The sequence below is a fragment of the Paenibacillus tundrae genome, assembly GCF_030812775.1.
GTDB classification, from domain to species: domain Bacteria; phylum Bacillota; class Bacilli; order Paenibacillales; family Paenibacillaceae; genus Paenibacillus; species Paenibacillus tundrae_A.
The window spans coordinates 52,719-77,154 of sequence record NZ_JAUSTI010000008.1 but is presented as its reverse complement, the minus strand read 5'-3'; the positions used below and the strand labels follow the sequence as shown (position 1 = coordinate 77,154).

General features: G+C 46.3%; 18 protein-coding genes. 10 read left to right on the top strand and 8 right to left on the bottom strand.

The genetic code is table 11. The features are described 5' to 3' along the window. The first annotated feature begins 12 nt into the window (after nt 1-12). Together J2T19_RS15555 and J2T19_RS15550 are read left to right on the top strand one after the other, a co-directional pair. Nucleotides 13-585, top strand: a complete 573-nt coding sequence (locus J2T19_RS15555; RefSeq protein ID WP_307217255.1) for an RNA polymerase sigma factor — start codon at nt 13-15, stop codon at nt 583-585. Beyond that, nucleotides 566-2,155, top strand: coding sequence for a DUF4179 domain-containing protein (locus tag J2T19_RS15550; RefSeq protein WP_307217253.1), 1,590 nt, complete (start codon nt 566-568; stop codon nt 2,153-2,155). The genes J2T19_RS15555 and J2T19_RS15550 overlap by 20 nt, the downstream gene beginning before the upstream one ends. Nucleotides 2,156-2,426: 271 nt before the next feature. Here J2T19_RS15550 and J2T19_RS15545 read toward each other — a convergent pair whose 3' ends face one another. Continuing rightward, complete coding sequence (locus tag J2T19_RS15545) at nt 2,427-3,494, bottom strand: Gfo/Idh/MocA family protein (RefSeq protein ID WP_307217251.1); 1,068 nt, start codon at nt 3,492-3,494, stop codon at nt 2,427-2,429. A gap of 90 nt (nt 3,495-3,584) precedes the next feature. Beyond that, nucleotides 3,585-4,472: a sugar phosphate isomerase/epimerase family protein gene (locus tag J2T19_RS15540; protein WP_307217249.1), complete on the bottom strand. Its 888-nt coding sequence runs from the start codon at nt 4,470-4,472 to the stop codon at nt 3,585-3,587. 197 nt (nt 4,473-4,669) lie between these two features. On the opposite strand from J2T19_RS15540, the gene J2T19_RS15535 reads away from it, so the two are divergent. Beyond that, nucleotides 4,670-5,566 carry a helix-turn-helix transcriptional regulator gene (locus tag J2T19_RS15535; protein ID WP_307217247.1) on the top strand — a complete coding sequence of 299 codons (897 nt, stop codon included), beginning with the start codon at nt 4,670-4,672 and terminating at the stop codon, nt 5,564-5,566. Nucleotides 5,567-5,713: 147 nt separating this feature from the next. On the opposite strand, the gene J2T19_RS15530 is transcribed toward J2T19_RS15535, so the two are convergent. Continuing rightward, nucleotides 5,714-6,397, bottom strand: a complete 684-nt coding sequence (locus tag J2T19_RS15530) for a protein kinase family protein (RefSeq protein ID WP_307217245.1) — start codon at nt 6,395-6,397, stop codon at nt 5,714-5,716. Nucleotides 6,398-7,213: 816 nt separating this feature from the next. Between J2T19_RS15530 and J2T19_RS15525 the strand changes: the two genes are divergently transcribed. Together J2T19_RS15525 and J2T19_RS15520 are read left to right on the top strand one after the other, a co-directional pair. Continuing rightward, complete coding sequence (locus tag J2T19_RS15525; protein ID WP_307217243.1) at nt 7,214-8,131, top strand: PD-(D/E)XK nuclease family protein; 918 nt, start codon at nt 7,214-7,216, stop codon at nt 8,129-8,131. Continuing rightward, the gene (locus J2T19_RS15520; RefSeq protein ID WP_307217241.1) at nt 8,115-8,297 is read left to right on the top strand and encodes a hypothetical protein; all 183 of its coding nucleotides are present in this window, start codon (nt 8,115-8,117) and stop codon (nt 8,295-8,297) included. Before J2T19_RS15525 ends, J2T19_RS15520 begins: the two co-directional genes overlap by 17 nt. Before the next feature lie 11 nt (nt 8,298-8,308). On the opposite strand, the gene ald is transcribed toward J2T19_RS15520, so the two are convergent. Continuing rightward, the gene (gene ald / locus J2T19_RS15515) at nt 8,309-9,442 is read right to left on the bottom strand and encodes an alanine dehydrogenase (RefSeq protein ID WP_307217240.1); all 1,134 of its coding nucleotides are present in this window, start codon (nt 9,440-9,442) and stop codon (nt 8,309-8,311) included. Between the two features lie 189 nt (nt 9,443-9,631). On the opposite strand from ald, the gene J2T19_RS15510 reads away from it, so the two are divergent. Beyond that, nucleotides 9,632-11,302 (top strand): PucR family transcriptional regulator, encoded by a 1,671-nt coding sequence (locus J2T19_RS15510; RefSeq protein ID WP_307217238.1) that lies wholly within the window; start codon nt 9,632-9,634, stop codon nt 11,300-11,302. Nucleotides 11,303-11,355: 53 nt separating this feature from the next. On the opposite strand, the gene J2T19_RS15505 is transcribed toward J2T19_RS15510, so the two are convergent. After that, nucleotides 11,356-11,637 carry a hypothetical protein gene (locus tag J2T19_RS15505; protein WP_307217236.1) on the bottom strand — a complete coding sequence of 94 codons (282 nt, stop codon included), beginning with the start codon at nt 11,635-11,637 and terminating at the stop codon, nt 11,356-11,358. A gap of 256 nt (nt 11,638-11,893) precedes the next feature. On the opposite strand from J2T19_RS15505, the gene J2T19_RS15500 reads away from it, so the two are divergent. After that, nucleotides 11,894-13,963: an nSTAND1 domain-containing NTPase gene (locus J2T19_RS15500; RefSeq protein ID WP_307217234.1), complete on the top strand. Its 2,070-nt coding sequence runs from the start codon at nt 11,894-11,896 to the stop codon at nt 13,961-13,963. A gap of 306 nt (nt 13,964-14,269) precedes the next feature. Here J2T19_RS15500 and J2T19_RS15495 read toward each other — a convergent pair whose 3' ends face one another. Together J2T19_RS15495 and J2T19_RS15490 are read right to left on the bottom strand one after the other, a co-directional pair. Beyond that, nucleotides 14,270-16,120 carry a sigma-54 interaction domain-containing protein gene (locus J2T19_RS15495; RefSeq protein ID WP_307217232.1) on the bottom strand — a complete coding sequence of 617 codons (1,851 nt, stop codon included), beginning with the start codon at nt 16,118-16,120 and terminating at the stop codon, nt 14,270-14,272. Nucleotides 16,121-16,649: 529 nt separating this feature from the next. Continuing rightward, nucleotides 16,650-17,573 (bottom strand): proline dehydrogenase family protein, encoded by a 924-nt coding sequence (locus J2T19_RS15490; RefSeq protein ID WP_307217230.1) that lies wholly within the window; start codon nt 17,571-17,573, stop codon nt 16,650-16,652. A gap of 459 nt (nt 17,574-18,032) precedes the next feature. Between J2T19_RS15490 and pruA the strand changes: the two genes are divergently transcribed. After that, on the top strand, nt 18,033-19,580 hold the full coding sequence (gene pruA, locus J2T19_RS15485; RefSeq protein WP_307217227.1) for an L-glutamate gamma-semialdehyde dehydrogenase: 1,548 nt from the start codon (nt 18,033-18,035) through the stop codon (nt 19,578-19,580). Nucleotides 19,581-19,737: 157 nt separating this feature from the next. Further along, on the top strand, nt 19,738-21,045 hold the full coding sequence (rpoN, locus tag J2T19_RS15480; protein WP_307217225.1) for an RNA polymerase factor sigma-54: 1,308 nt from the start codon (nt 19,738-19,740) through the stop codon (nt 21,043-21,045). Nucleotides 21,046-21,219: 174 nt separating this feature from the next. Here rpoN and J2T19_RS15475 read toward each other — a convergent pair whose 3' ends face one another. Beyond that, complete coding sequence (locus J2T19_RS15475) at nt 21,220-22,641, bottom strand: aspartate ammonia-lyase (protein ID WP_307217223.1); 1,422 nt, start codon at nt 22,639-22,641, stop codon at nt 21,220-21,222. 362 nt (nt 22,642-23,003) lie between these two features. Between J2T19_RS15475 and J2T19_RS15470 the strand changes: the two genes are divergently transcribed. Continuing rightward, complete coding sequence (locus J2T19_RS15470; protein ID WP_307217222.1) at nt 23,004-24,281, top strand: methyl-accepting chemotaxis protein; 1,278 nt, start codon at nt 23,004-23,006, stop codon at nt 24,279-24,281. Nucleotides 24,282-24,436: the final 155 nt, after the last annotated feature.

Here is a 24,436-nt window from a genome sequence, read left to right as displayed (position 1 = left end):
AAGGGGGATTACATGGCAGAGCAGCTACAGGAGGAGGAACTCATTGAACGCATTATTGGGGGAGAGAAACAACTGTTTGCCGTCCTTGTGGATCGATATAAAAATAAAGTCTTCGGCATTATGCGCGGAATGGGTGCAAGTCATCAGGATGCACAGGATCTAGCTCAGGATACGTTTATTCGCATCTATCGATATTTGCCAACAAGGCGAGCGGGGAGTAGCTTCTCTTCGTGGGTGTACACCATTGCAGTGAATCGAATGCGGGATTTTCTACGGGAAAAGAAACCGATGATGACGGCTGTAGACAACGGTCTAGAGCGCAGTCATGACAATACACCAGAACAGCAAGTGCTGCATAAGGAGATGCAGCGTGAGATATATCGCCAAATGGAGGATCTGCCTGAGGCATATCGGCTTGTCCTATTGTTGAAGTATACAAATGAGCTGAGCTATGAAGAAATCGCAGAGATTACTGGCATGAGCCCAGGGCAAGTGCGTAATGCCCTCCACCGAGGCAAAAAATCACTTAAGAAAAAGCTGGAACGTAGAGGAGGGTTAGCGACATATGAAGCCTATTCCAAATGAGGAAGAACGGTTGCTGGAGCAACATTTGTTCCGAGAAGAACCAGACGCTGATTTTACGCTGGAAGTGATGCAGAAGCTGGAAGATGTATCAATGGTGAGCGGAGAAGATGAGCTACAACCGAAGAGAGCCAGCAAAAAGAAATGGTTCCGTCGAACCGGGATGGCTGCCGCTGTAATTCTTCTGCTGGGGGGAGCGTGGTTCGCTTGGGAGCAGAACGCCGTACCTACAGAGCCTGGAGTGAGCGCAGTGAATCCACCACTTCCGAATATTCCTGTTCCAGAAAGCTTGAGGTATTTCAAACTAACTGATGATTACAAACGTCTACAGCCGCTTGGTCTATACGTTAATCCGGAGATTGAGATTGAGAATGAGGGCTACACGCTCAAGATCCATCATGTGTTGGTGGATCGTTCGCAGATTGTGATGACGATCGAACAAATAGCCCCGGACGGGACAAATGCGTATCTTGTTACCCCGTATTCAGGCAATATTCATATTACAGATGAGAATGGGCGTCAAGTCGCCACTATCGTAAAAGAAACAAGCCTTTATCGAGCCGGTTTTCAGCGATGGATATTTCAGTTGAATGATGACATCCCCGATCAAGTGGTTGTACGAGGTGAACTGGGGCATCTAACTGCAGAAGAATACACTATCGGGGTGGATAAACCATCTGAAAAGAAAACGATCGACTGGAGCTTTCAATTTAATTTGGATATGACCAAGGCCAAAGCGTTATCTATCCAAACACCACTGAAGAACACGTATACAACGCCAGAAGGTTTACAGATCGGATTAACTCAAATGATTCGAACACCAAATGGAATTCGTCTAGATCTCGATGTGAGCCTGAGTGATGAGTTGCAAGCCAAAGTCGAGGCAGGATGGGACGAGGAGCTGGAGATTCTTTATCATCTCGAAATCCCTGAAACGAAGGAGTATCGTATTTTTAACGGTAGCAGGTCAGGTGCGCGGCAAGCTAAATTTCGATTGAAAGACCTCAGCCAGCTAAGTGGTACAGAGGGGCATATTCAATTATCTGAGGTGTGGGATCCTGCATATGTAACGCTGGATGCGAAGCATATTCGCTTTGTGCTGGATGGCTACACGTTACCTGTAAAAGAAGAAAAGCAAGTCGAATTTGATTTGAATCAGCTCTACAGAAAGCCTGTCAAAATTAAGCAAGAAGGTACTGAGTACACTATTCATGGCTATAGCTTTGATCCTGTCGAAGAGGCATATGTTCTGGAGAAGGACAACAAGGACACGGAAGAAAATGAACTTGTGCTTAAAGCAAGCTCTATTCAAACGGGCAAACATACGCGAGAAGATTGGTTAATCGTGGATGATGTAGGGAATGAGCATACAATTGAAGGTTTAGGAACTGAGATTAGAGTGAATGAAAAGGGACAAAGCATAACGGATGATTGGAAGTTTATGGTTCGGGGTTATGATCGAAGCAAGGGTTCAAAATTTACGCTAAAACGAACAATTTACAAACAAGACTTTGACGATGTTGATTGGACAGTGGATTTACCATCCTACAGAAGTTTGCCTTGGCAGAAATGAGGAAGGGAACTGTAGAACTCAATGTTTTCTTGTGTTCTCAAGTTCTCGATAATCCAAAAGTTCTGATCATTCTAAAGTCTCATGCTCATATTCAAGAATCAGATTAGAGCTACTTCTATAAATACACATAGGGGATGTCCCACAAGTCATTAACATGACGAGGGACATCCCGTTTAGCGTTATTTTGATCTAATGAACCTGACACATGCTATTTGTGCCCATTTTCCCGGATCTGATATTTAACGAATCACAGAGGCGTTATTTCGTCGATTCAGTCGATATTATTAGGTTTTTTCAGATGATCCCCAATCAGCACCTTCTGACCTGTGCGGGCACTTTCGAGAGACGCAAGTACCATCGCCATACTGTACTGATTGTCGCTACAGTGTGTTTCGGGAAGGTGACCAGCCTCCAGCGCAGAGAACATATTTTCGAGACAGCCGTGATGGCCGGTCTTCTCCATCACAGGCAACGTTCCTTCGATTCGTTCATGAGGCTGCAAGAACGACAGTTTGCCATCCGCCTCACGTTGTTCCGCCGCAACGACCTCCGCATAGATTGTGTCATGACCATCCCAGATGGCAGTACCTTTCTCCCCAGTAACACGCCATGACGCTTCCCATGAAGTTGGTGAACCTTCGGCACACCAAGAACCACGATAGTTGAAAATTGAGCCATCGGACATTTCAAATATGCACAGCGCCATCGCATTGCCTTCATACCATGAGCCTGGAGGATTGAATTCATGACAATAAACGGATACGGGGTTTTCCCCCATAATTAATCTAGCTTGATCGAAGGTATGTATGGACATATCCAGCAATAAAGGACTATCCATTACGTCACGAAATCCACCGAAGTGAGGCCCAAGGAAAAAATCAGCCCCGGCAAATCCAACTTTACCAATATGCCCATCCTCTATCAGTTGCCGATAGGCACGTATACGTGGATCGAAGCGGCGATTCTGCATAACCGCTTGAATACGGCCTGTGCTTCGTGAAGTTTGCACAATGTCCTCGCACTCAGCGAATGATTCAGCCAGTGGTTTCTCGCCAAACACATGGCAGCCCTCTTGTAACGCAGCCATCGATATACCGTAGTGGCTAGCTGGAATAGTTACATCGAATACAATCGAAGCATCGGTAGCCCGGATGGCTTCGCGAATATCGGTGAACGTTGGACAGGTGAGACCATGCTTAGCTGCAAGTGCTGCTGCTACAGGCTCGTATAGATCGACAAGCCCGACAATCTCTGTGTTCGGTCTAGCCAGAGCGTAATCCACCCAAGTGTTGGACATGCCACCGCAGCCGGCGATAACGACCCGATGTTGTTGAGTCACCTTATCATCTCCTCTTGCTTCTCATGATCTTCATTGATGTATGATCTGTGCATCGGCAAAGTCTATCCTCAGATACGATACGCCTACTGCCTAGACTGGATTCGGTACAAAATCCCCGCCACGACATTGCTTCAGATAATGAAGAGCATGCACTTGTCCCGTCATCTCTAATTCGTCCTTATAGACCGGATCATGCCAGCCTTCGATATCAATTGTGCCTTGGTATCCATGCTGCCGCAGAATCGTGATAATATCCGACCAATTGCTATCTCCGAAGCCCGGTGTGCGATGCCATACAAATTCATGCGGTCCATGTACGCCATGCTGCTTCACAATATCCCAAGCAATGGTGGCGTCTTTACCATGCACATGGAACACTTTGGGTGCCCATTTACGCAGTTGAGGAATCGGATCAATCAGGCTGACCATCTGGTGGCATGGCTCCCATTCTAGTCCGATGTTGTCCTCCGGCACAGCGTTGAACATCATCTCCCATGCCGTTGGGTTGTGTGCTATATTCCAATCCCCTGTCTGCCAGGTTCCACCCATATCACAGTTTTCAAATGCGATGCGTACACCGCGTTCTGCCGCTCGGCGTGTTAACTCTCCAAATACCTCTTTGAATTTAGGAATCGATTGATCGATAGGTTGATCGGTCAACCGTCCTGTGAATCCAGAGACGATATCTGCGCCGAACAGATGGGCATGATCGATAGCGCGTTCCCAGCTCGCCAGGGTGTCTGCGTTATCGCCGGCTCCAGTAAGTGGATTACCGAACACGCTGAGCGCAGAAATGACAACATTATTTTCGTCTACAATCTCGCGAACACGTTTGGCGGTTTCCGTTAGATCCAAGTCTCCTGTCGTTTGCCAGAAGGTCAGATTGAATGATTCGAAGCCGTGCTGCATAATCTGTGGGATGACGCGAACGGCATCTCCTCCACCGACTAGGGTACCTATGCGTAATGGATTATTCATTGTTGTAATCACTCCAATATTGGCTTATAGTGAGGTTCAAAATGATCAAGGTGTTCTTTGTGATCCATAGCCGATCTTCTGAACAACCGTGTACAGTTCTTGACTGACACACTCATTATAGCCGGGTATCTGCCCAGATCGCTCTATACAATCTTGTGCAATATTAGTCCGATTTTGTGGGGAAGGAGCTAATGACGATGTTAGACCTGAAAGCGCTTCACGAAAATACTCGGATTGACCATAAATCACATCCATTTCAACTGTTTGAGAATCGTTTCGAGCAGATGAAAGGTGGCGAATGTATTTTATATTTACATTGGCACGAGCATTTTGAACTTATTTTGATGCGGAGGGGCAGTGTCCTTTTTCATATTGATAGTAAACCCTATACGGCACAGGCCGGCGAGCTTATTGTTATTCCAGGCGGCACGCTACATGTGGGATACGCGGCCCAGGAGGGGGATGTGGAATACGACTCGGTTGTGGTGAATCCAGCCCTGTTTCAGGATTATCTGCATGATCCAATACATGTACAGTATGTGGCTCCCTATTTGGAGGGGAGGGTGAGATTCCCGGTAAAACCTGCCGATCAGGATCGGGTCTGTCTTACCTATTACACCTTGATGCATGAGGCAATCGAAGAGATGTCCTTGCGGCCGCCAGCTTATCAGCTTGTTGCCAAGTCGAAATTGCATGCCCTGTTCACGATGCTTGCCCGTACGTTTCTGCCACAGCAACGATCAGAGCGGAGTTCGAGATCCTATTTTCCTAATCGCGAACGATTCAAGGAATTAATTGAACAGATCGAAGCGGCACCAACATCCAAAATCACAGTGACCCAAGCGGCGGCTCAGGTTGGGCTAAATACATATCATTTTTGCAAAATGTTCAAAAAACTAACCGGCCGGACATTCGTTGAATATGTGAATGGATGCAGAATGACAGAAGCGGAGCGGCTGCTGCGTGAGAGCAGTCTAACGATTACGGAGATTGCCGCTAGAGTGGGATGCGAGAATGCCAATTATTTTACTAAGTTATATAAAAAGCATAAGGGAGTGACCCCGTCACAAGGGCGGTTAGAGAAGGAAAGTTAGGCGCTCTAGAGCTGATTAGTGGATGAATTAAGGTACTGAGGTGTAATGGGTAATAGTGATGGGGATTCATTACTCTAGCCGATGAAAAAAGAAAAAAACGGACGCTCGCAACAATCTGCGAATGCCCGTCGGAATCGTGTAATAAGACTACTTCATAAATCGGGAGAATAGCCGGTTGGCTTTTCTGGAGAGGTCGTCCAGCTTAATGTTGGCCTGATCCAGTTGATTGTATCCCCATTTAATGGTTTGCAGCATGCGTGGAGACAGTGGTGTCCCCTTAATCCGAGGATAGATATTGTGATACGCCCAGACAAGGTGTTCCCAGCGATGATCGTTACCGTCTTGAATGTATTCAGATACGTCCAGAACCTTGCCGTGTCCTTCTTGGAGTAACACATTTTTCAAGTGAATGTCCCGTGGATTGAGTCCACGACTACGGACAGCCTCGCGAGCTGCGTCCACATCAAGCATGACTTGCTCAGGAACAGGTATGCCCTTCTCTAGACATTCCAGCAGGGTGTCCCCAGGCTCGTAGCTAATAACAAGAATATTTCTGCCGCTGCCATAATAGGTGGGGAAATAAGGTAGACCTTTGAGCTGCTCGTATACTTTTTTTTCGTTTTGTAACTTGTCCAGGGCATGATCCGAGTACATTTTGAAGGCATATTGTGGCAAGCCGTCATACGTAAATACGGCGGCATCTGTACCTGTGCCGATGCAGTGCAAGCCTTCCACTTGGCCAATGATGTCTACAAGCTCATTCCGGTCGCTTCCGATGACTTGGATCTGTTGTAACGCTTCTTCTGCCTGGAACCAATCCGGTCGATTCATGGGTGGTGCCTCCTTTAAGGATATGCCTCTAATCCTCGTTCAAATGAATGCATCTCATCTTGTGCTCAGCATGATGATATTATATAAACGATACGGATATCATCGGAAACGGTTGCGAGTATAAGAAAAAAACGGAAAGGCATAACTCACTAAAACGGAAAAAATGTAACGAGTGCGCCAGCAGATTAAAAGTTGTAAGATTAAAATACCAGCGAGTTACGTTAAGGTTTCATCATGCTCACAATTTCAGCTCTGCTGCGGCATGAGTAGCATGAAATGAGCTCGAACCTATATCTTACGAACATGAGACACGCTATTTCCCAGATATGGAACTTAACTGGTATTTAGCGAACTCAGGATACCTTATTGTAGTTATAAGGAGTAGATCAGAGCACATTATTAACCTTTTTCGTGAAATAAGGTTGCTGAAGTTCGTTACAATTTCAATATGGCTCAAATATAGGTGATAAGCTCACCTGAGTTCGTTAGGACATTTCTGAAAACTCGCTGAAGAGTAAATTTTTTACTGCCTTTTCGCCTCCTGCTGCGTCACTTTCCCTTGACGTGCTCTGGCACGCCTGCGGAAAACTTCCTGGCTTAGAACGAAAATCGGCATAATAGGGGTTCATCGGATTTTTAGACACGGGTATGATGAAATGAATTCATTTATCGTATCTATTCCCAAGTCTGCTCTTAATCAAAAGCGGATTTTTTGAAAAAAATCGTTAAGGGATCTTGTACAGATCGTACACAACGTACAAAACATACAAAACGTACGCAACACAGATCCTGTTATACAGAAAGGCAGATTAACTTATGGCACAATACCCTCAGTGGTCTTACTCGCAGTCGCGGGCAAGCATGTTCGATGAGTGCCTGCGCAAATATTATTATCATTATTACGGAGCGCATAACGGCTGGAAAACGGAAACAGCGGATGAGATGCAAGTGCGGTTATACCGCTTGAAGCAGTTAAGCAATCTATACTTGGTGTTTGGTGACTTAGCCCACCGGATGTGTGAGTCTGCTGTACGCAGTAGAGAGGAAGGCAAGGATAAGCCGCGCGAGCACTTCTTGGAGCAGATGATGCGCAAATTGCTCAATCAAGCCTATGTGGAATCCATGGATCAAGAGCAGTGGCGACAAGATCCGAAGAATCGTGTGATGTTATCGGAAATGTATTACGGTGACGATACGTTGGACGACCGAATTGCTACGATTAAGGAACGTGTCTCTGCTTGTGTGAGTAATCTCTATCAGACACTGACGTGGGAGGACTTATCACGCGCTAGCACAACGATTCTGGAAATAGAGAAATGGGATACCATGTTGCTGCACGACACCCGTGTATATGTGAAGATGGACTTGTTGTACCGCCGTCGTAATGGCAACATTGTCATTGTTGATTGGAAGACAGGCAAAGAGGATGATTTCTCCGATCAGCTGATGTTGTACGCATCCTATGTCAAGGAGCATTACCAAGTTCCATTAGAGCAGATTGAGCTAAGAGTGGAGTACCTTTTGACAGGAACACACAAACAGTATACGGCAACGGAAGAGGATATAGCGAAAGTGGAAGAGAACGTTGGTCGTTATATTGAAGAGATGCGGTCTTGTGTTGCGGATGAATACTATAATCGTCCGAAGGACGTCTCGTATTTCACACCGATGCCTTCGCGTGTTGCCTGCCGGGATTGCAACTTCCGAGAGGTATGCAGTGAGCGTGCTGTCTGAGGCCGGGGAGCAGTTCTGGGACGGTATATTGCAAAATAAAATTAGAAGCGCCAGTCTGGACACTACTGCCCAGACTGGCGCTTCTATTACGTTCCATAGGCTTAAGGAGAGAGCCTGTGGAACGGATAATGTTCAAGATCATCTGACCGCCACGGGTTCTCCGTGAGCTGTCATGTCTTACTGGACAGTGGTTGTATTCTCCAGCGCCTGTCCTGCAGGAACATAGGCATGCCCGAGATCCCGGGCAACCGCCTCATATGTGATATGTCCATTCAGCGCGTTAACAGCGCTGCGAATGGACGAGCTACCGCGAATCGCTGCGGCTGCACCATGGCTCGCGAGTTGCAGTGCATAAGGCATGGTGGCGTTAGTGAGCGCCACGGTTGATGTACGCGGCACTGCACCAGGCATGTTAGCGACCGCGTAATGCACGACTCCATGCTTCACATAGGTGGGTTCATCATGGGTTGTAATATGATCAATGGTTTCGACAATTCCACCCTGATCAATTGCTACATCCACAATGACCGAGCCAGGTGACATGGTCGTAACCATCTGCTCGCTGACCAAGGTAGGAGCTTTGGCACCGGGGATCAGCACGGCACAGATGAGCAGATCGGCTGATGCTACCGCTGCTGCGATGTTGGATGGGCTCGACACCAGCGTATGGATCTGGTTGCCGAAGATATCATCTAACTGGCGCAGCCGATTCAGATTCAGATCAAGGATAGTAACGTCAGCTCCGAGTCCAATGGCAATTTTGGCCGCATTGGTTCCGACCGTTCCTCCGCCAATAATGACAACTTTGCCGCGACTGACACCAGGTACGCCGGATAGCAGAATGCCTTTACCACCCTCGGTTTTCTCTAGAAGCTGGGCTCCGATCTGGGCTGACATGCGCCCAGCCACTTCACTCATGGGTGTAAGCAGAGGAAGTGTTCCGTTTACTTCCAGCGTTTCATATGCGATAGCGGTCACCTGACGTTCTATTAGCGCTTTAGCCAGAGCAGGCTCTGCGGCAAGATGAAGGTAGGTGAAGAGGATGAGACCCGGTCTGAAGTAGTCGTATTCATTTGGAAGAGGCTCCTTCACCTTCATGATCATATCGGATTCGGCCCAGATCGACGCAGCCTGCTCTTTAATTTCTCCACCTGCCACTACATATTCTTGGTCTGTGAAGCCACTGCCGAGTCCAGCGCCTTGTTCAATCATCACCTGGTGACCGGCTCTGACGAAATCAGCGGTTCCAGCAGGGGTTATTGCAACTCGGTTTTCATTGTTTTTGATTTCTTTGGGAATTCCGATTCTCATCACCATGCACCTCGTCCATTTATTGGTTGTTAGCTTATACTACAAGTTTATGACTTGGGTCGTCGTTTTGCACCTTGCTTAATGTCTATGTTTTTCGAGAAAACATCAACATATTGTCGAGAAAGTCTATTCAGGACATTTGTCTTTCGATTATAATGTAAGAAAAAATGACATATAGGAGAGCCGATATTGAGAAATGATCGTGTGTTTACGATAAAGGATATGTTGGATCGTCCTGTTTTTGACAGAGCAAGGCTTGCAGCAGGTAAAGCGGGATTGTCTCGGCAGGTTGGATGGGTTCATGTGCTGGAGATTACCAATGTCTCTCCATTTGTTAGCCCTCATGATCTTATTTTATCCACTGGACTATGGCTTCAATCGGCAGAAGGTCGTGAGGAATACCTGTTGCAATTGATTCGAAGTGAGGCGGCAGGGCTATGTGTGGAGTTTGGCACAAGTATCTACAGCATTCCTGAACAATTAATTGAATTAGCTGACCGGCATCAATTTCCGTTGATTGTATTTGAACAGCCGGTACGTTTTGTGGAGATTACACAAGACATTCATTCACTGCTTATTAATCACCAACACCAGTTACTCAAAAGCTTGGAGTCATACTCTCGCAAGCTTCAGCAGTTAACTCTTCAAAGTACGGATATGTCCGCAGTCATGAACCTATTACACAACTATGCGGCCAAACCAGTGGTATACATCTCTTCGATGGAGCCGGGAAGCTTCGTTCCCGATCTGCCACCTGAGTCTGAACAGGCCATCTATACGTGGTATGAACAGGAGGTGGAGCATTTGGATCTGAATGATTCTGATATAGAACTATGGTTCCATCTGGATGAGGACAATGTGCTGCTCTGCCATCCGGTTGTCTGTTTCGGTCAGGTATTCTCTGCAGTAGGGATGCTTGTCCATCCCACAGCACCTGTGGAATATCTCAAGCTGCTGCTGGATTACACAGCCAAAGCCGCAGCAACGCTCACCTTACGATCCCAGTTCTTAGAGGAAAAGATGGTGCGGAACCAAAATGAGCTAATCCAGGATCTGATGAACGGCAATATTCATCAAGAGGAGCAGGCGCAGACTCGGATGGGATTGCGTTTGCTGGTAAAGGGACAGTATTGGTTCGCAGGAGGGGTCATGGAGATTGAGCATCAATGGAAGGGAACAGGTCGGGAACGAATGGAAGCTAACCATCAGGACATTCTTGTACTGCTCCGCTCCTTACTCAAGAAGAACAATTTAACGAGTTTAATTATGCTGAAGAATAATCAGGTATACTTGTGCTGTGCGAAGGAAGAGATTAACCTGTCCACGCGTGACCAGTTACTTCGAGCACTGGAAGGCATTGTTGGGGATGTTACACGCTTTGCGAGTCGCAATCTGAAGCAAGTTGCAATTCGTGTCGGTTTTGGCAAGTTAAGAAGTCGCTTGACTGAAATGCATGATAGTCTTCAAGAAGCATATCAAGTCATTGAAGTTTCACGAACGGTAGATCAGATGGAACATGTTCATTTCTACGAACGTATGGGTATATATCAAATGTTAAAAGCTTTGCCTCAATCCTTCCTACAACCATTCGTCAATGATCATTTAGGCGTGCTGATCGAGCATGATCGGGCATATCATCTCCGACTGGTCGTAACGCTTGATGCTTATTTACGCAGTTTTGGTTCCAAGCGGGATGCTGCTGCCCGATTATTTATTCATCGACAGACATTGTACAACAGGCTGGAGAAGCTAGAGGAGTTGCTAGGGTCGGACTTTATGGAGCAAGGGAGAAGAATCTGTCTGGAGATGGCGCTTCTCGCCCATGCCATGATAGAGGATGAACAGCTTCACCATCGCTAGAACCTAAGAATTACAGCTTAGGGAGTGTCATTCCATTGGTTCCAAGCGATGGTTTAGCACTTTTTGTTGATGCGGTATGTGTGTTGTATTTCTGTAGTCAGAAAGGGCTTGTTAAGTATCATACGACGTCCGCGCTTTAATTTCGGTTGATTGGTGATAGAAGCAAGGGATAAGAAGGAGGGCGACACTAAACGATAGAGGGATGAAGCGCGTTTGGCTTCCGAAGCCTCCGTTTTGGAGGAAAGAGTCCTCATTTGGCGAATCCATTCGTTTAATCGCTCTGCATTGATTCCGATTTGCCCGCTCAGATTACAGATATCGAGATTTTTTCTCACACAAATCCGCCTTTCCAAGAATTTCGAGAAGTATGGATGATGAAAGGGAAGCATGAAATTCGAAATCAGTTGATCAGTGGAATGCATTCATTAATACGTTGTTAAACGTTTACATGTCGGTTGCGAAGTCTTTTCTATAATTTGGCTTTTATCGAGATTTTATCATTTTCTACTTGATTATGCGTCTCAATATAGTCTCAATTTGATTGGAAAATAAAGTATATTGAAAGTACTAGTACTAGTACGGAGGACATAGATGGGAAACAGTGGTGAATCACGATACGATAGTTATTTAGGTCTGGGTAAACGATTTGTTGGACGTATTCGAGAATTGAATATGTTGAATCATTGGTTTGCGGATTCGGTAGCACCACTCACGATTTTCTCGGTAACGGGCATGGGGGGCATTGGTAAATCCTCGTTGCTCTCTGAAATGATGGCTGTGTCTCGTCATCAGGGGGCTACCGCAATCTGGATGGATGGTCGATTCTGTGGCTCGACTCCTTCAGTTTTCCTGGATTATCTATCTTCGGCGGTAGGGCTCGAGACGATGGAGAGTGGGGGCGATTGTCCGCCATTAAGTCGTCTGCGCACTGCATCTGCTCGGAATCGATACGTTATTGCAGTGGATAATTACGAGGAACTTTTTTTGCTAGAAAGTTGGTTTCTTGAGGTATTTGTTAACAAAATTCCGGCTAACGGTGTACTTATTATTTTGGCATCCAGACCAGAGCCTGCTTCAACTTGGCGAACACATCCCCGTCTACAGCAGTGTCTAGTTCAGATGCCGTTGCAGCATTTCACAGATGAAGAGGTAACGAATTATATTGCAGGTGTAGGTACGTTGACTCGCCATATGGCAGGCAAGATCGCTCGTATGACGGATGGTCATCCGCTGGGTCTTGCACTGGCTGTGGAAGCGGCAGATCAGCATTGTAATATACGTCTGAGGGAATGGGCTGAATTATCACATATGGTTAGTGCCCGTCTGTTGCATGAATTGACATTGCCCAGCTTGCAACCGATGGTAGAGGTGTTAACCCTACTAGAGACCGCGAATCAAGAATTGTTATCCTCTGTACTGCAAACAGAAGTGACACTACAGGAATATCAGGTTCTGAAACGGATGTCTTTTATTCGCTCTGACTCAAGCGGTGTAGTCTTACATGATCTAGCACGACTACATTTGCTGCGGGATTTCCGTCAACGAGAACCGCAACGAGTGCAAGCTATGCGTGTTCGTATTGCAGGTATCCTGAGACCGTTGCACGAAAAAGCGGAGCCTCATGAGCGAAATCAAATCACGAGAAAAATGCTGTTATTATGCCAAGAGTCCATGCTGCAGCACCGGAAATACGCAGATGTTTCTGCTGACTCCCTGTTCTCGCCAATGGAGGCGATGAGGATCGAGGACATGCCGGCACTCCAGCAGCTGCTTTGGCAATGGTGCCAATATAGCGTAGAACCGTGGCAGGCACCGTTATATCGTGATTTTCTGGACGAATTGGCACGTCGATACCCAGAAGGTATTGTGGTCATGCGGGATAAGAGCGGTGAACCGATTGCGATGTTCATTACTGTTTTTTTGCACCGGGAGAGCAGTGAGATTCTACTCAAGTATTTTCCCAATGAAATGCAGGAATGTTTTACGTCTGATGAAATGAAGTGTGAACCGGATCAGGCGGATACACATTATGCAGTTTTGGTCGCAGCTAGAGATGATGTACCCGGATATAAGCGTGAAGAACTTGTCGGTTATATGGCGCTGGATCGGTTGTCGTTACTGGGAGATGGAGCTAGAGTAATGCTGGTGGCCACCAATCCGAACCTGAAGCTCTTTCTGCAAAGTATTGGTTTTCAGATGCGAAAGACCCGTACTCGTGTATGTGACTTGTATGACGAGCAGGCTGACGTGATGGAATTGGATCTGCGCAAAGAGAAATTTGGGGATTGGGTCATGTCTCTGCTGAACACAGAGACTTTAGCTAATGGCACCTCCCATTCAACGGCGGTTAAAGAACGGATGTCGTGGACGGAAACGGACGTCCGCAAAATGCTGGCGCTATTGCATTCTCCTGGAGAATTGCAGCCTTACGCAGAGCGAATGAACGGTATGGAGAATGGAATCCAATTTCAGATGTATGTGCTGGATTTGCTTGAGGGAAGAACGCATGGGATCTGTCAGCAGGATCAGATACTGCTGTATGCGACCTATTGGACACATGCTGGCAATCCAACTGCCGCGGCACAGGTATGCTCCATGAGTCGTGCGACCTTTTATCGTCATGTACGAGCTGCCCTGAAGCGGTTAGCGCGGGTGTTGTAAGTCGGATACGCATTAGGGATGAATCGATGAGTAGTTGAAAAAATGAATCGATGGATAGTTGAAGAATGAATGCATGAAAAAAGTAGATGAATACATGCAAAAAGACACGCAGTAGAGGCTGGTGAACCGTTACTGCGTGTTTGGTGTGAGCACATATTGATTTCTATGGAACTTACAACGATTCAGGTTTGAATAGCGGGGTGTTGTCTAACATGGCCATTCGTAGCGCAGCAGAGCCCTCAGACTTAAGACTTCAACAGGTACCCCTTAGTCGCCCTTCGGCCCTTAGCCAGATCTGCTAATGAATTATAGACCAAGCCGCTTCATCCGATTGTATAACGTTGCTCTTGAGATGCCGAGCTGACGTGCAAGGGTGCGTTTGTTTCCTCCTACGTCTTGTAGATATTGGAGTAATAGCTCTGATTCGAATGCATCAAGCCGATCCTGATAGGAAGAAGATGAAAGTTCGCTGGACATCCCTAACGTCTCCGAATCAGTTTCATCAGTAGCGTTAAGCCTGCTGACTTGTGTCTGTGAGTGAACAACATCTGAACTTGCATACGAATGAAGAGATAGCGCCTGCTGATTGTTGATCTGTTCTTGGTTCATCGATATAAGTAGCGATTCGGGTAGATAATCTGCCTTAACCTCGCCATCCGTGGTGAGGATGGTAATTCGTTCGATGACATTCCTTAATTCCCTTACGTTTCCCGGCCAGTCATATTCGAATAACAGCTTAAATACAGCTGGAGGTACAAGTTCAATATGCCGGCTATATAACAAAGAAAACTCTTGTAGAAAGGTCTGTGTTAATTCATAAATATCTTCCTTCCGTAAACGTAACGGAGGAATGATGAGATTAATGACATTCAGCCGGTAGTAGAGATCCTCTCTAAACTGACCACGTGCGATCATGTCCCTTAAATTCTGATTGGTTGCTGCAACAATCCGGCAATTCGCCTGCTTCATGCGTGTTCCACCTACGGCAAAGTAGCTTTTCTCCTGCAAGACACGGAGTAGCTTAACTTGTAGCTCCAGCGGCATCTCGCCGATCTCGTCTAGAAATAATGTTCCGCCTTCTGCAAGCTCGATTTTGCCCTTCTTGCCCTTCGGATCAGCCCCGGAGAAGGCTCCCTTCTCATAGCCGAACAATTCACTTTCGAACAAAGAAGCAGGAATGGCACCGCAGTTTATGGCGACAAAAGGTGCAGTTTGTAGCTCGCGTAGATCATGAATGGCTTTGGCAAATAGCTCTTTACCTGTACCGCTCTCCCCGAGAATGAGTACTGTCGCTGAAGTGGTGCTAATTTTGCGGATCGTTTCCAGGCATTGTTTGATGACTGGGCTGCTGCCTTTGATTTTGGCGAAGGGATCTGCGTCCGGACGCAGCCTGGCGACAGCTTTTTCTAGATGTTGAACCTTGGAGGTCATGTGCAGCAATTCCTGGTGAAGTCGGATTTCAGTTGTTATATCCACTTCGGCTGCGACAGCACCAACAATTCGGCCATCCAGATACACTGGACGTGCGTTGATTAAAGCGAATAGATCAGGTCTCGGTTGATGCTGTTTACGATATACGGTTTCGCCGGTGTAGAGTGTTTTGAGTGATTGAAGTCGGTCAAGTGGGAAAAAATCCGCAGCGGGCTGGCCGATGATGTCCTCTCTACGAATTGAAAATACATGCTCTGCATCGGATGTCCAGTAGGCTACTTTTGCCTCCTCATTAATTAAAGTGAGTGCAGTACCTGCTGTTTCCAGTGTAGTTTCAAAGTAAGCTTCCAAAAGGCGATGGGCATGATACATCTCTTGCAGTAGATCGGCTGCGGCAATATAACCGAGTATGTGTTCTGCTTCGTCTTGAATTAATACATATGGACTGGCATAGAAGAGAGGCAGGCAAGTTGCCAGCTCCGTCGATGAATAGACTGTTGATATAGGGATTCGTTTATGGGATGGAGCCTTATCGGTTCCGGATGTTTGGGGTATCCATGAATATCCTGACGTATCGCGAACAAAAACAGGTCCCTGAGAAGTTTCACGCTGAGTTGGTTGTGAAGCTATTCGATGAGTGTACTCCATAATGGTCTCGCCCTGAATGATGAGGTCAGTGCGTAATAAGGACATCAGATTGGGAAGTAAATGTTTCAATGCGATCACCTCAATTAGAACATTGCGTTATTTAAAAGGAAGTATGTGTAGTCCTTCTATAACAGATGGTTAGGACATTCATAATGTTAAACATATTATAGCTTTCCAAATGATGTATGTATATATTTTTTGACATCGAATGGTTAGGTATGAGAGGGGTTGCGTCGCGGCGTATATAAAACAGATAAAGTATGCGTTTGCAAAATGATATGTATTGTGCGAATGCTGATATGACGTTGTTCTCGCGATAAAATAGGTGATATAGAAGTTATAAAATGTGACATCGTAATGTTTTGATTTTTATATAATATACGGATATGTTGAGGATGATTTGCAAGAGATTACCGACAGGTGTCTAATTATATGTACACTTCAATTTGGGGATGTTAAATTTTTAGACATTGTTAGTGGATGTGAAATGAGATAGATAGGAGGAACATGGCGAACATAAGGAAAGGCGAAGGAACACAAAGGAATGCGAAGAAAGTATGCCAACCTTGAGAGATGCAGGTTGGCATGAGATGAAAGTAAACACATATTATCTGAACATATTTTTGACAACCATCCAGAGGTTAGCCGGTTTTTCCGCCAGTCGGCGAGTATAGTAAGGGTACCACATCGTTCCATAGGGAACGTAACAGCGAATCCGATAGCCCTCTTGCGCCAATCGCTCTTGCTCACTCATGCGTAAGCCGTACAGCATCTGAAATTCATACGCATCTGGCGAAATTCCTCGATCTTTCGCGTATTGCTTCGTCCATGAGATGATGTGGTCATCATGTGAGGCAATTGCGGTATAGACACCTTGGTCGAGATGATGCCGAATCATCAATTTGAACTGTTCAATGACTTCCGAGGTATTTTGATAGGCTACTGCAGCAGGTTCTTTATAAGCGCCTTTGACCAGCCGAAGCCGAATCCCTTCCCGAATCATATCCCGTGTATCTTCTACGGTTCGATGCAAATACGCCTGTAGCACCGTACCAGTGTTCACCAGTCCTTCACCATGCAAACGGCGAACGATATCCAGCGTCGCTTGGGTAAACGGACTGTCTTCCATATCGATTCTCACAAAAAGATCATGTGATTTCGCCTGCGCAGCAACTGCGCGAATATTCTGATAACCTTCTTCAGGGTCAAGGGCAAGCCCCATCTGCGTAGGTTTAAGTGATACGTTCGAATCCGCTTGCTGACGAGCAATACCGTCGACAAGGCGTAGATATTCATCCCGATACAATGCTGCTTCGCTCAAACGAGTAATCCCTTCTCCAAGATGATCTAGGGTTGCCATGATGCCTTTATTGTTGAGTATCCGGATCTCTTCAAGGGCTTCCTCGAGTGTATTACCGGCAATAAACTTGCCAGCGAGCTTTTTACCATATTTAATAGATAAATTCTCTACAGCTTTGTTGCCTGCAACAGTTAACAGCGTTTTGCGGTACATCTCCGTTCCAATACTCATCCTGCTTCCTCCTTATGAATCATGCTCCTGATACCAACATATCTAGCAAGAATCATGCCAATCTGTAGCGTTGGATGTATGCATCACCAATGAAAGTTATAAATCCTCTACTTCACATATAAAAAGTTGAAAAATATTCTCGCCTTAACCGGAGTTGGCACGGATCTTGCTACATATATTTGGGTGAGACCCAACCAGCGAATCTATATAGGTTCAACTAGACGGTTTACACGAAAACGGAGAGGACAGAAATAACCTGAAGAAGCGGAGTGTTCGCCTTAAAGCCTTCTGAAAGAAGGCTACATCGAAAGCATAAGCTATCCCGGGATTCCCCCTTTGAAAAAAGAGTTAAAAGGAATCAGGGGATAACAGCGATCGGAAGGTTGTTCTGTTATCGGAGTGGTCAGTGTAAACAATCTTTTGTTGAACATATATCACATCCTGAAGGAGGAATTATCTATGAATATCCCTTTTGTGAACGAACCCTTTACGTCTTTTGCTAACCCGGCCAACCAAGAGGCTTTTGAGAACGCACTGCGTCAGGTGGAATCGGAGTTAGGTCAACAATATTCTATGATCATAGGTGGGCAAAAGGTAACCAGCTCCCGCACATTAACCTCCGTGAATCCTGCCAATAAAGAGCAGATCATCGGCACAATCTATCAAGCCGATCAGGAGTTGGCAGAGCAAGCGATCCAGACTGCGGCGGAGACATTCCGTTCGTGGAAGCATACAGATCCGAATGAACGCGCACGATTGTTGTACAAAGCGGCAGCGATCATGCGTCGTCGGAAGCATGAATTCTCTGCTTGGCTTGTATATGAGTCAGGCAAGACATGGCCAGAAGCAGATGCAGATACAGCGGAAGCGATTGATTTTATGGAATTTTATGCCCGTGATATGCAGCGGCTGAGTCAGCCACAGCCACTGACACGCATTGCTGGAGAAGATAATGAGCTGACCTATATTCCACTTGGCGTAGGGATTGTCATCCCACCATGGAATTTCCCACTCGCCATTATGGCAGGCATGACATCGGCAGCACTTGTATCGGGCAACACCGTTGTATTGAAGCCAGCTAGCACAACGCCAGTAATAGCGGCGAAGTTCATGGAGTTGCTGGCTGAGGCAGGATTGCCAGACGGAGTCGTCAATTATTTGCCAGGGCCAGGAATTGAGGTCGGTGATTATCTGGTGGATCATGCGTTGACTCGATTCATTAGCTTCACGGGCTCAAGAGATGTTGGACTGCGTATCAATGAGCGTGCGGCTCGCACGGCACCAGGTCAGAAGTGGATCAAACGGGTTATTGCCGAGATGGGCGGCAAAGACTCCATTGTGGTGGATAATGATAGCGATCTGGAGCTTGCAGCAGAATCGATTACCGCATCTGCGTTTGGTTTCTCAGGTCAGAAGTGCTCTGCGTGTTCCCGTGCCATCATTCATAAGGATGTATATGATGTAGTATTGCAAAAAGTGATTGAGCGCACGAAGCAGTTGACGATGGGAAGTCCGCTCGAAGTAAATAGCCAGGTTGGCCCTGTCATTGATGACAAGGCATATGCCAAAATTAATGAATATATTGAAATAGGTAAAAGCGAAGGAAGGTTGGTACTGGGCGGTGGAACAGGCAGTGCAGAAGGTTACTTTATCGAACCGACTATTATTGCGGATGTTGATCCACAGGCTCGCATTGCGCAGGAAGAGATTTTTGGCCCGGTGCTTGCCTTTATTAAGGCAGAGGACTTCCAGGATGCTCTGGATATTGCCAACAATACAGATTATGGTCTGACCGGTGCGGTAATCTCGCGGAATCGTGAGCATTTACAGCAGGCTAGACAGGAGTTTTTTGCAGGTAATTTGTATTTTAACCGCAAATGTACTGGCGCGTTGGTGGGCACTCATCCTTTTGGCGGATTCAATATGTCGGGTACGGATTCCAAGGCAGGGGGAAGAGACTACCTATTGCTATTTACCCAAGCGAAGCTGGTATCGGAGAAATATTAAATACGTACTAAGCCTCGGATATGGGATTCAGCCGAAGGGCACATGCCCTAGATTCTTGTGTTATGATGTGCTCAAAATATGTAATCACCGTGTGTTCAACATGTATGTGTTCGTGCTTCGATACAAGTTCTCAGACTGCCGATAAGGAGGGAGACGGATGCTTGGAATGCAGTTGGTGCAGGAGCAGCGTGTACGACTGTCCATTACACCAGAGATGAAACAATCCATTCATGTATTAACGTTGTCCAGCCAGGATTTGGCTCGTTATCTTCAGGATGCAGCAGCAGACAATCCCGTTCTAGAGATTGAAGAAACCACAGCACGAGTAGCTCGGATCCCTTCGCGGCTGAATCAAGGTGGAGGAAGCTCTTCCTATGATCCGTTACTCCAGATCAGAAGCGCTGAATCTACGCTTGAACAGTTGTTGGCATCACAGATTCGGTTGCTCGCACTGTCTGCACAACAGAGAGCAATTGCAATATATTTGGCTGGTTGCGTCAATGAAGATGGTTATCTCACAGTTGATCTGACCGAGGTATCTTCGTTACTCGGTATATCCGTGGATACGGCGATGGCAGGATTGGATGTGCTGCAATCGCTCGACCCGGCGGGGGTTGGCGCACGTAGTTTATGCGAGTGTCTGCTTCTCCAGATAAAGCGTGATCCATCTGCTGCTCCTTATGCGGAACAGATGGTGGAAGCAGGGCTGGAAGCATTAGTTCCTTTCCATCCAGTCCGAGCAGGTGCACGGTTAGCGATCACTTCTCAACAAGCGCAGAAGGCTTATGATTACATTTCGAGTTTGAACCCTAAGCCTTGCCGCTCCATTGGCTCCAAGGAGTATCCGCACTATATCATTCCGGATGTGGCTGTAGCTGTTCGAAACGGAGTGACTTGTATTCGGCTGTGCTCAGCAGGTATTCCGCGAGTATCGATTAACGAAGAGTATGCACATTGGTTCAGAGATTCTTCTACGGATGAGTCTTGGCTGGCACGTACAGCAGAAGCAAGGGCAATCATTCGAAGTGTATATTTACGGCGGGGGACATTAATACGCGTGGTGGCAGCGGTACTGGAGGAGCAGGAACGGTTTATGTCTGAGGGGCCGTCTGGATTAAAATCACTGAGCATGGCGGCCGTTGCTGACAAGATTGGCATGCATGAGTCAACAGTAAGTCGCGCCGTCCACGGAAAGTATATTCAAACGCCGCATGGCGTATTTGAATTGAAGGCTTTCTTCACTTCAGGCATTGCAACAACACAGGGAGACCTGGTTTCGGCATCAGCAGTAAAGTTGAGGTTAAAAGCATTGATTGCTACGGAACGTGCAGATCGCCCGTTCTCCGATAGTGCCTTAGCTACATTGCTGCAAAAGGAAGGCATCATCCTCTCGCGTCGAACGGTCGCGAAGTACAGGGAAGAGCTCCAGATATTATCCTCGCTTGAACGTAAGCGGTGGGGATAAACAAGAAACAGACATTATCACAGTGATCCGTTATCTTGAATTGAATAATGACGATAAACATCCCCTCTAGACCGAGTATTATGGGTCTAGAGGGGATGTTATTTTTTATTTTGTTATATGTGGTGTGTCCAGATGGCGAGTCGTTCGTTTGAACGATATTAACAAAATAACGAACTATTGCTCCATATTAAGCAGGAATCGCTCACCAGCAATACCTGGTGTTGTCATCTGCTCTGGATGCAAAATTTCCTCAAGCTCTTCTGGGGTCAACAGACCACGCTCCAGAATGATTTCCTGCAGAGAAGCACCTGTCTTCAATGCTTCTTTTACAATTGAGGCTGCCACATCGTAACCGAGGTGTGGGTTGAGAGCTGTGATGACACTGAAGCTCTGATTCATAATGATTTCACAGCGTTCCCGGTTTGCTTCCATCTCTTCGACGGCATAACGGGTAAACACGTCAATACCATTATTCATGATTTTCAATGATTGTAACAAGTTAAAGGCAATGACAGGACCCATGACATTCAGTTCGAATTGACCTGCTTCACAAGCCATGCAGATGGTATGGTCATTACCCATCACCTGGAAGGATACCTGGTTAATGACTTCCGCCATGACAGGATTCACTTTACCCGGCATAATGGATGAGCCTGGTTGGCGCGGTGGCAGACGCAGTTCGTTGAAGCCTGCACGCGGGCCTGAAGCCATCATACGAATGTCGTTACAGATTTTGGATAGATTCACTGCACATACTTTTAGCGCAGCGGACAGTTCCATGTAAGCATCTGTATTCTGAGTTGCATCTACGAGATCCTCTGCCGTTTGCAGCTTCAATCCCGTAATATCCGCCAGATGCTCTGTAACCTTAACGATGTATTCCGGCTTGGCATTCAGACCCGTACCTACAGCCGTTGCTCCAAGGTTGATGGTCAACAGACGACGATTAGCAAAATCGAGACGTTCCATGTCGCGACCAAGCACCCGAGCATACGCGCCGAATTCTTGTCCAAGTCGAATCGGCACCGCATCCTGAAGGTGGGTACGTCCTACTTTGACAACATCGTCGAATTCCTGCTCCTTCTTACGGAAGGCGTCCTGAAGCCGTTGCATTGTCTTCAGTAAGGTTTCCGACAGATGATATGCAGCGATGCGAAGAGCTGTAGGAATGACATCATTCGTTGATTGGGACATATTGACATGATTGTTGGGATTACAGTGGAAGTAGTCTCCTTTGTTCTGCAGCAGCAGCTCCAGTCCACGATTGGCAAGAATTTCGTTCATATTCATATTCATGGAGGTACCTGCACCACCTTGAATGGAGTCTACAATAAAATGATCAATATGATGACCCTTCATCATTTCTTCGGCCGCCATAACGATGACATCGCCAATTTTGCGTGGCAGCATTTTTAATTCCATATTCGTGACTGCCGCTGCTTTTTTAACAGCAGCCAGAGCCGTGATCAGTTCGCGATGCACGGGAACGCCGGTAATGGGGAAGTTTTCTACTGCCCGTACCGTCTGTATTCCGTAGTACGCATAGTCAGGAATTTCTTTTTCACCGATAAAGTCTTTCTCAGTCCTTGTGGACATTTCGTTCGCCTCCAGTGGCATCCAAAAATAGGTCAACTCTGGCATAGCCAAAGCGCACTCAGTATATCATTTAAGCAAAATGGATGCCAAGCTAAATCATTTGAGCCTACATTCCGATAAATAATTTAAATTAAAAATATTACCCGACGTTGAAGCCAACATAAGATGATTTTATTGTTATTAAAATTCGATACGGACTGATGTAACTGTTTTGTGCGCGAAGTTGAAGGGGGAATCTTTTCTTATAAATTATGCGCTATAAGGATGGAAGGGTATTCACAATAGCGTTTTCAGTGATAAATATCACATGTATTTTAGATAACGATTGGTAAAATAGGAAAAAAGGACTACGAGGTGCGAATATGAAATGGACTTTAGGCGCAAAGACAGTCGCAGGTCTGGTATTGATTTCACTTATTACATATGGAACTAGCGGCTTTTTTATATTTTTTCTCCAGGATTGGTTCTCATTTAATATCCCAAGCTGGTTATACATTTCAGTTGTTCTGGTGATGGGGGTATGCTGGAACGGCATCCTCGGTTATTTTGCATCACGGTGGCTCACACGTCCAATTGTACGACTGGCCAAAGCAGCACAGCAAGTTTCATCAGGAGATTTGACTACGGAAATTCCACAGCGACATACCGCTGATGAACTCACGGTTCTGTACGATGCTTTCCGGACGATGGTTACGAATTTACGCGGCATTGTAAATGATATTGCGGACAGTACGCGGACAACCTCGCAGAATGCTCAGTCCCTAAGTGAAGCCATTACACAGGCAGCCGAGCAGATCGAGATGATGTCAGATGCGGTAGATCATATTGCTGTCGGCGTAGAGGAGCAGAAAGTGACATCTCAGCATTCATTAGTGACTGCTGATGAGATGCTAGGCGATTTTCAACGCATGCAGAATCAGTCGATGGGAATGGCCGAAATGTCCGGGCAGATGGAACGTTCGGTAGAGCATACAAAACAGACCTTCTCTTCCTTGATGAAAGGGATGGACGAGCTGGCTGTATCGCATAACCGTTCCCGTGACATTATGGTTCTACTTGAGAAGGAAGCTTCGGATATTGAAGCAATCACGCAATCCGTTAAGAATATTGCAGAAGAAACGGGACTTCTTGCCCTTAATGCATCCATAGAGGCTGCACGAGCAGGGGAAGATGGCGCTGGATTTGCTGTTGTAGCACAGCAGATTCGCAAACTCGCAGACGAGAGTAAAGATTCGGTACATCGGATTAATGAGCTAATTAGCCGAGTTCAGCAACGAATTAGAGACACCGCCCAATTGATTCATGAACAGCATGGGCTTGTCGTGAATGAATCCCAGCGGACGGTTAACGTAGATCAAACGTTGCAGGAATTGACGGGATCAGTGGAAGTGTTTATGAGAGGCGCGCACGATATTGGTCTGAAAATTGCAGATCAGACCGGTCGCGTAGAATTGACACATAGCCAGGTAAAGCAGATCCAAGGTAAAGCCGGTTCATTCTCAGATGAAGCTCAGCGGATTATGAGTGCTGCACATGAGGAAACAGCGATTATGGAAGAAATTTCTTCTTCTGCTGAAGAGCTGAGACAATTAACGGATCGTTTGATGGACAAGACCAAAGCATTCCGGATGCAGCCTTGAGCTGTGTCTGGAGTGTTTTTTTACTTTATTTGCTAAAAAAACGCTAGGATTTTGCTTATATTGGTTAAACCCGAACGTTCTTTCGTAAAATGAAAAGTTTGTAAAGATATTTTTATTAAACATTAACAAAAACGCAACGCTTGGGCGATAAATGA

Bases quoted from the DNA above. Each gene is read 5' to 3' on its own strand.
- J2T19_RS15535 (WP_307217247.1), top strand. From the start codon at position 4,670: ATGTTAGACCTGAAAGCGCTTCACGAAAATACTCGGATTGACCATAAA.
- J2T19_RS15540 (WP_307217249.1), bottom strand. From the start codon at position 4,472: ATGAATAATCCATTACGCATAGGTACCCTAGTCGGTGGAGGAGATGCC.
- J2T19_RS15530 (WP_307217245.1), bottom strand. From the start codon at position 6,397: ATGAATCGACCGGATTGGTTCCAGGCAGAAGAAGCGTTACAACAGATC.
- rpoN (WP_307217225.1), top strand. From the start codon at position 19,738: ATGCTTGGAATGCAGTTGGTGCAGGAGCAGCGTGTACGACTGTCCATT.
- J2T19_RS15490 (WP_307217230.1), bottom strand. From the start codon at position 17,573: ATGAGTATTGGAACGGAGATGTACCGCAAAACGCTGTTAACTGTTGCA.
- ald (WP_307217240.1), bottom strand. From the start codon at position 9,442: ATGAGAATCGGAATTCCCAAAGAAATCAAAAACAATGAAAACCGAGTT.
- J2T19_RS15470 (WP_307217222.1), top strand. From the start codon at position 23,004: ATGAAATGGACTTTAGGCGCAAAGACAGTCGCAGGTCTGGTATTGATT.
- J2T19_RS15525 (WP_307217243.1), top strand. From the start codon at position 7,214: ATGGCACAATACCCTCAGTGGTCTTACTCGCAGTCGCGGGCAAGCATG.
- J2T19_RS15555 (WP_307217255.1), top strand. From the start codon at position 13: ATGGCAGAGCAGCTACAGGAGGAGGAACTCATTGAACGCATTATTGGG.
- pruA (WP_307217227.1), top strand. From the start codon at position 18,033: ATGAATATCCCTTTTGTGAACGAACCCTTTACGTCTTTTGCTAACCCG.
- J2T19_RS15550 (WP_307217253.1), top strand. From the start codon at position 566: ATGAAGCCTATTCCAAATGAGGAAGAACGGTTGCTGGAGCAACATTTG.
- J2T19_RS15500 (WP_307217234.1), top strand. From the start codon at position 11,894: ATGGGAAACAGTGGTGAATCACGATACGATAGTTATTTAGGTCTGGGT.
- J2T19_RS15475 (WP_307217223.1), bottom strand. From the start codon at position 22,641: ATGTCCACAAGGACTGAGAAAGACTTTATCGGTGAAAAAGAAATTCCT.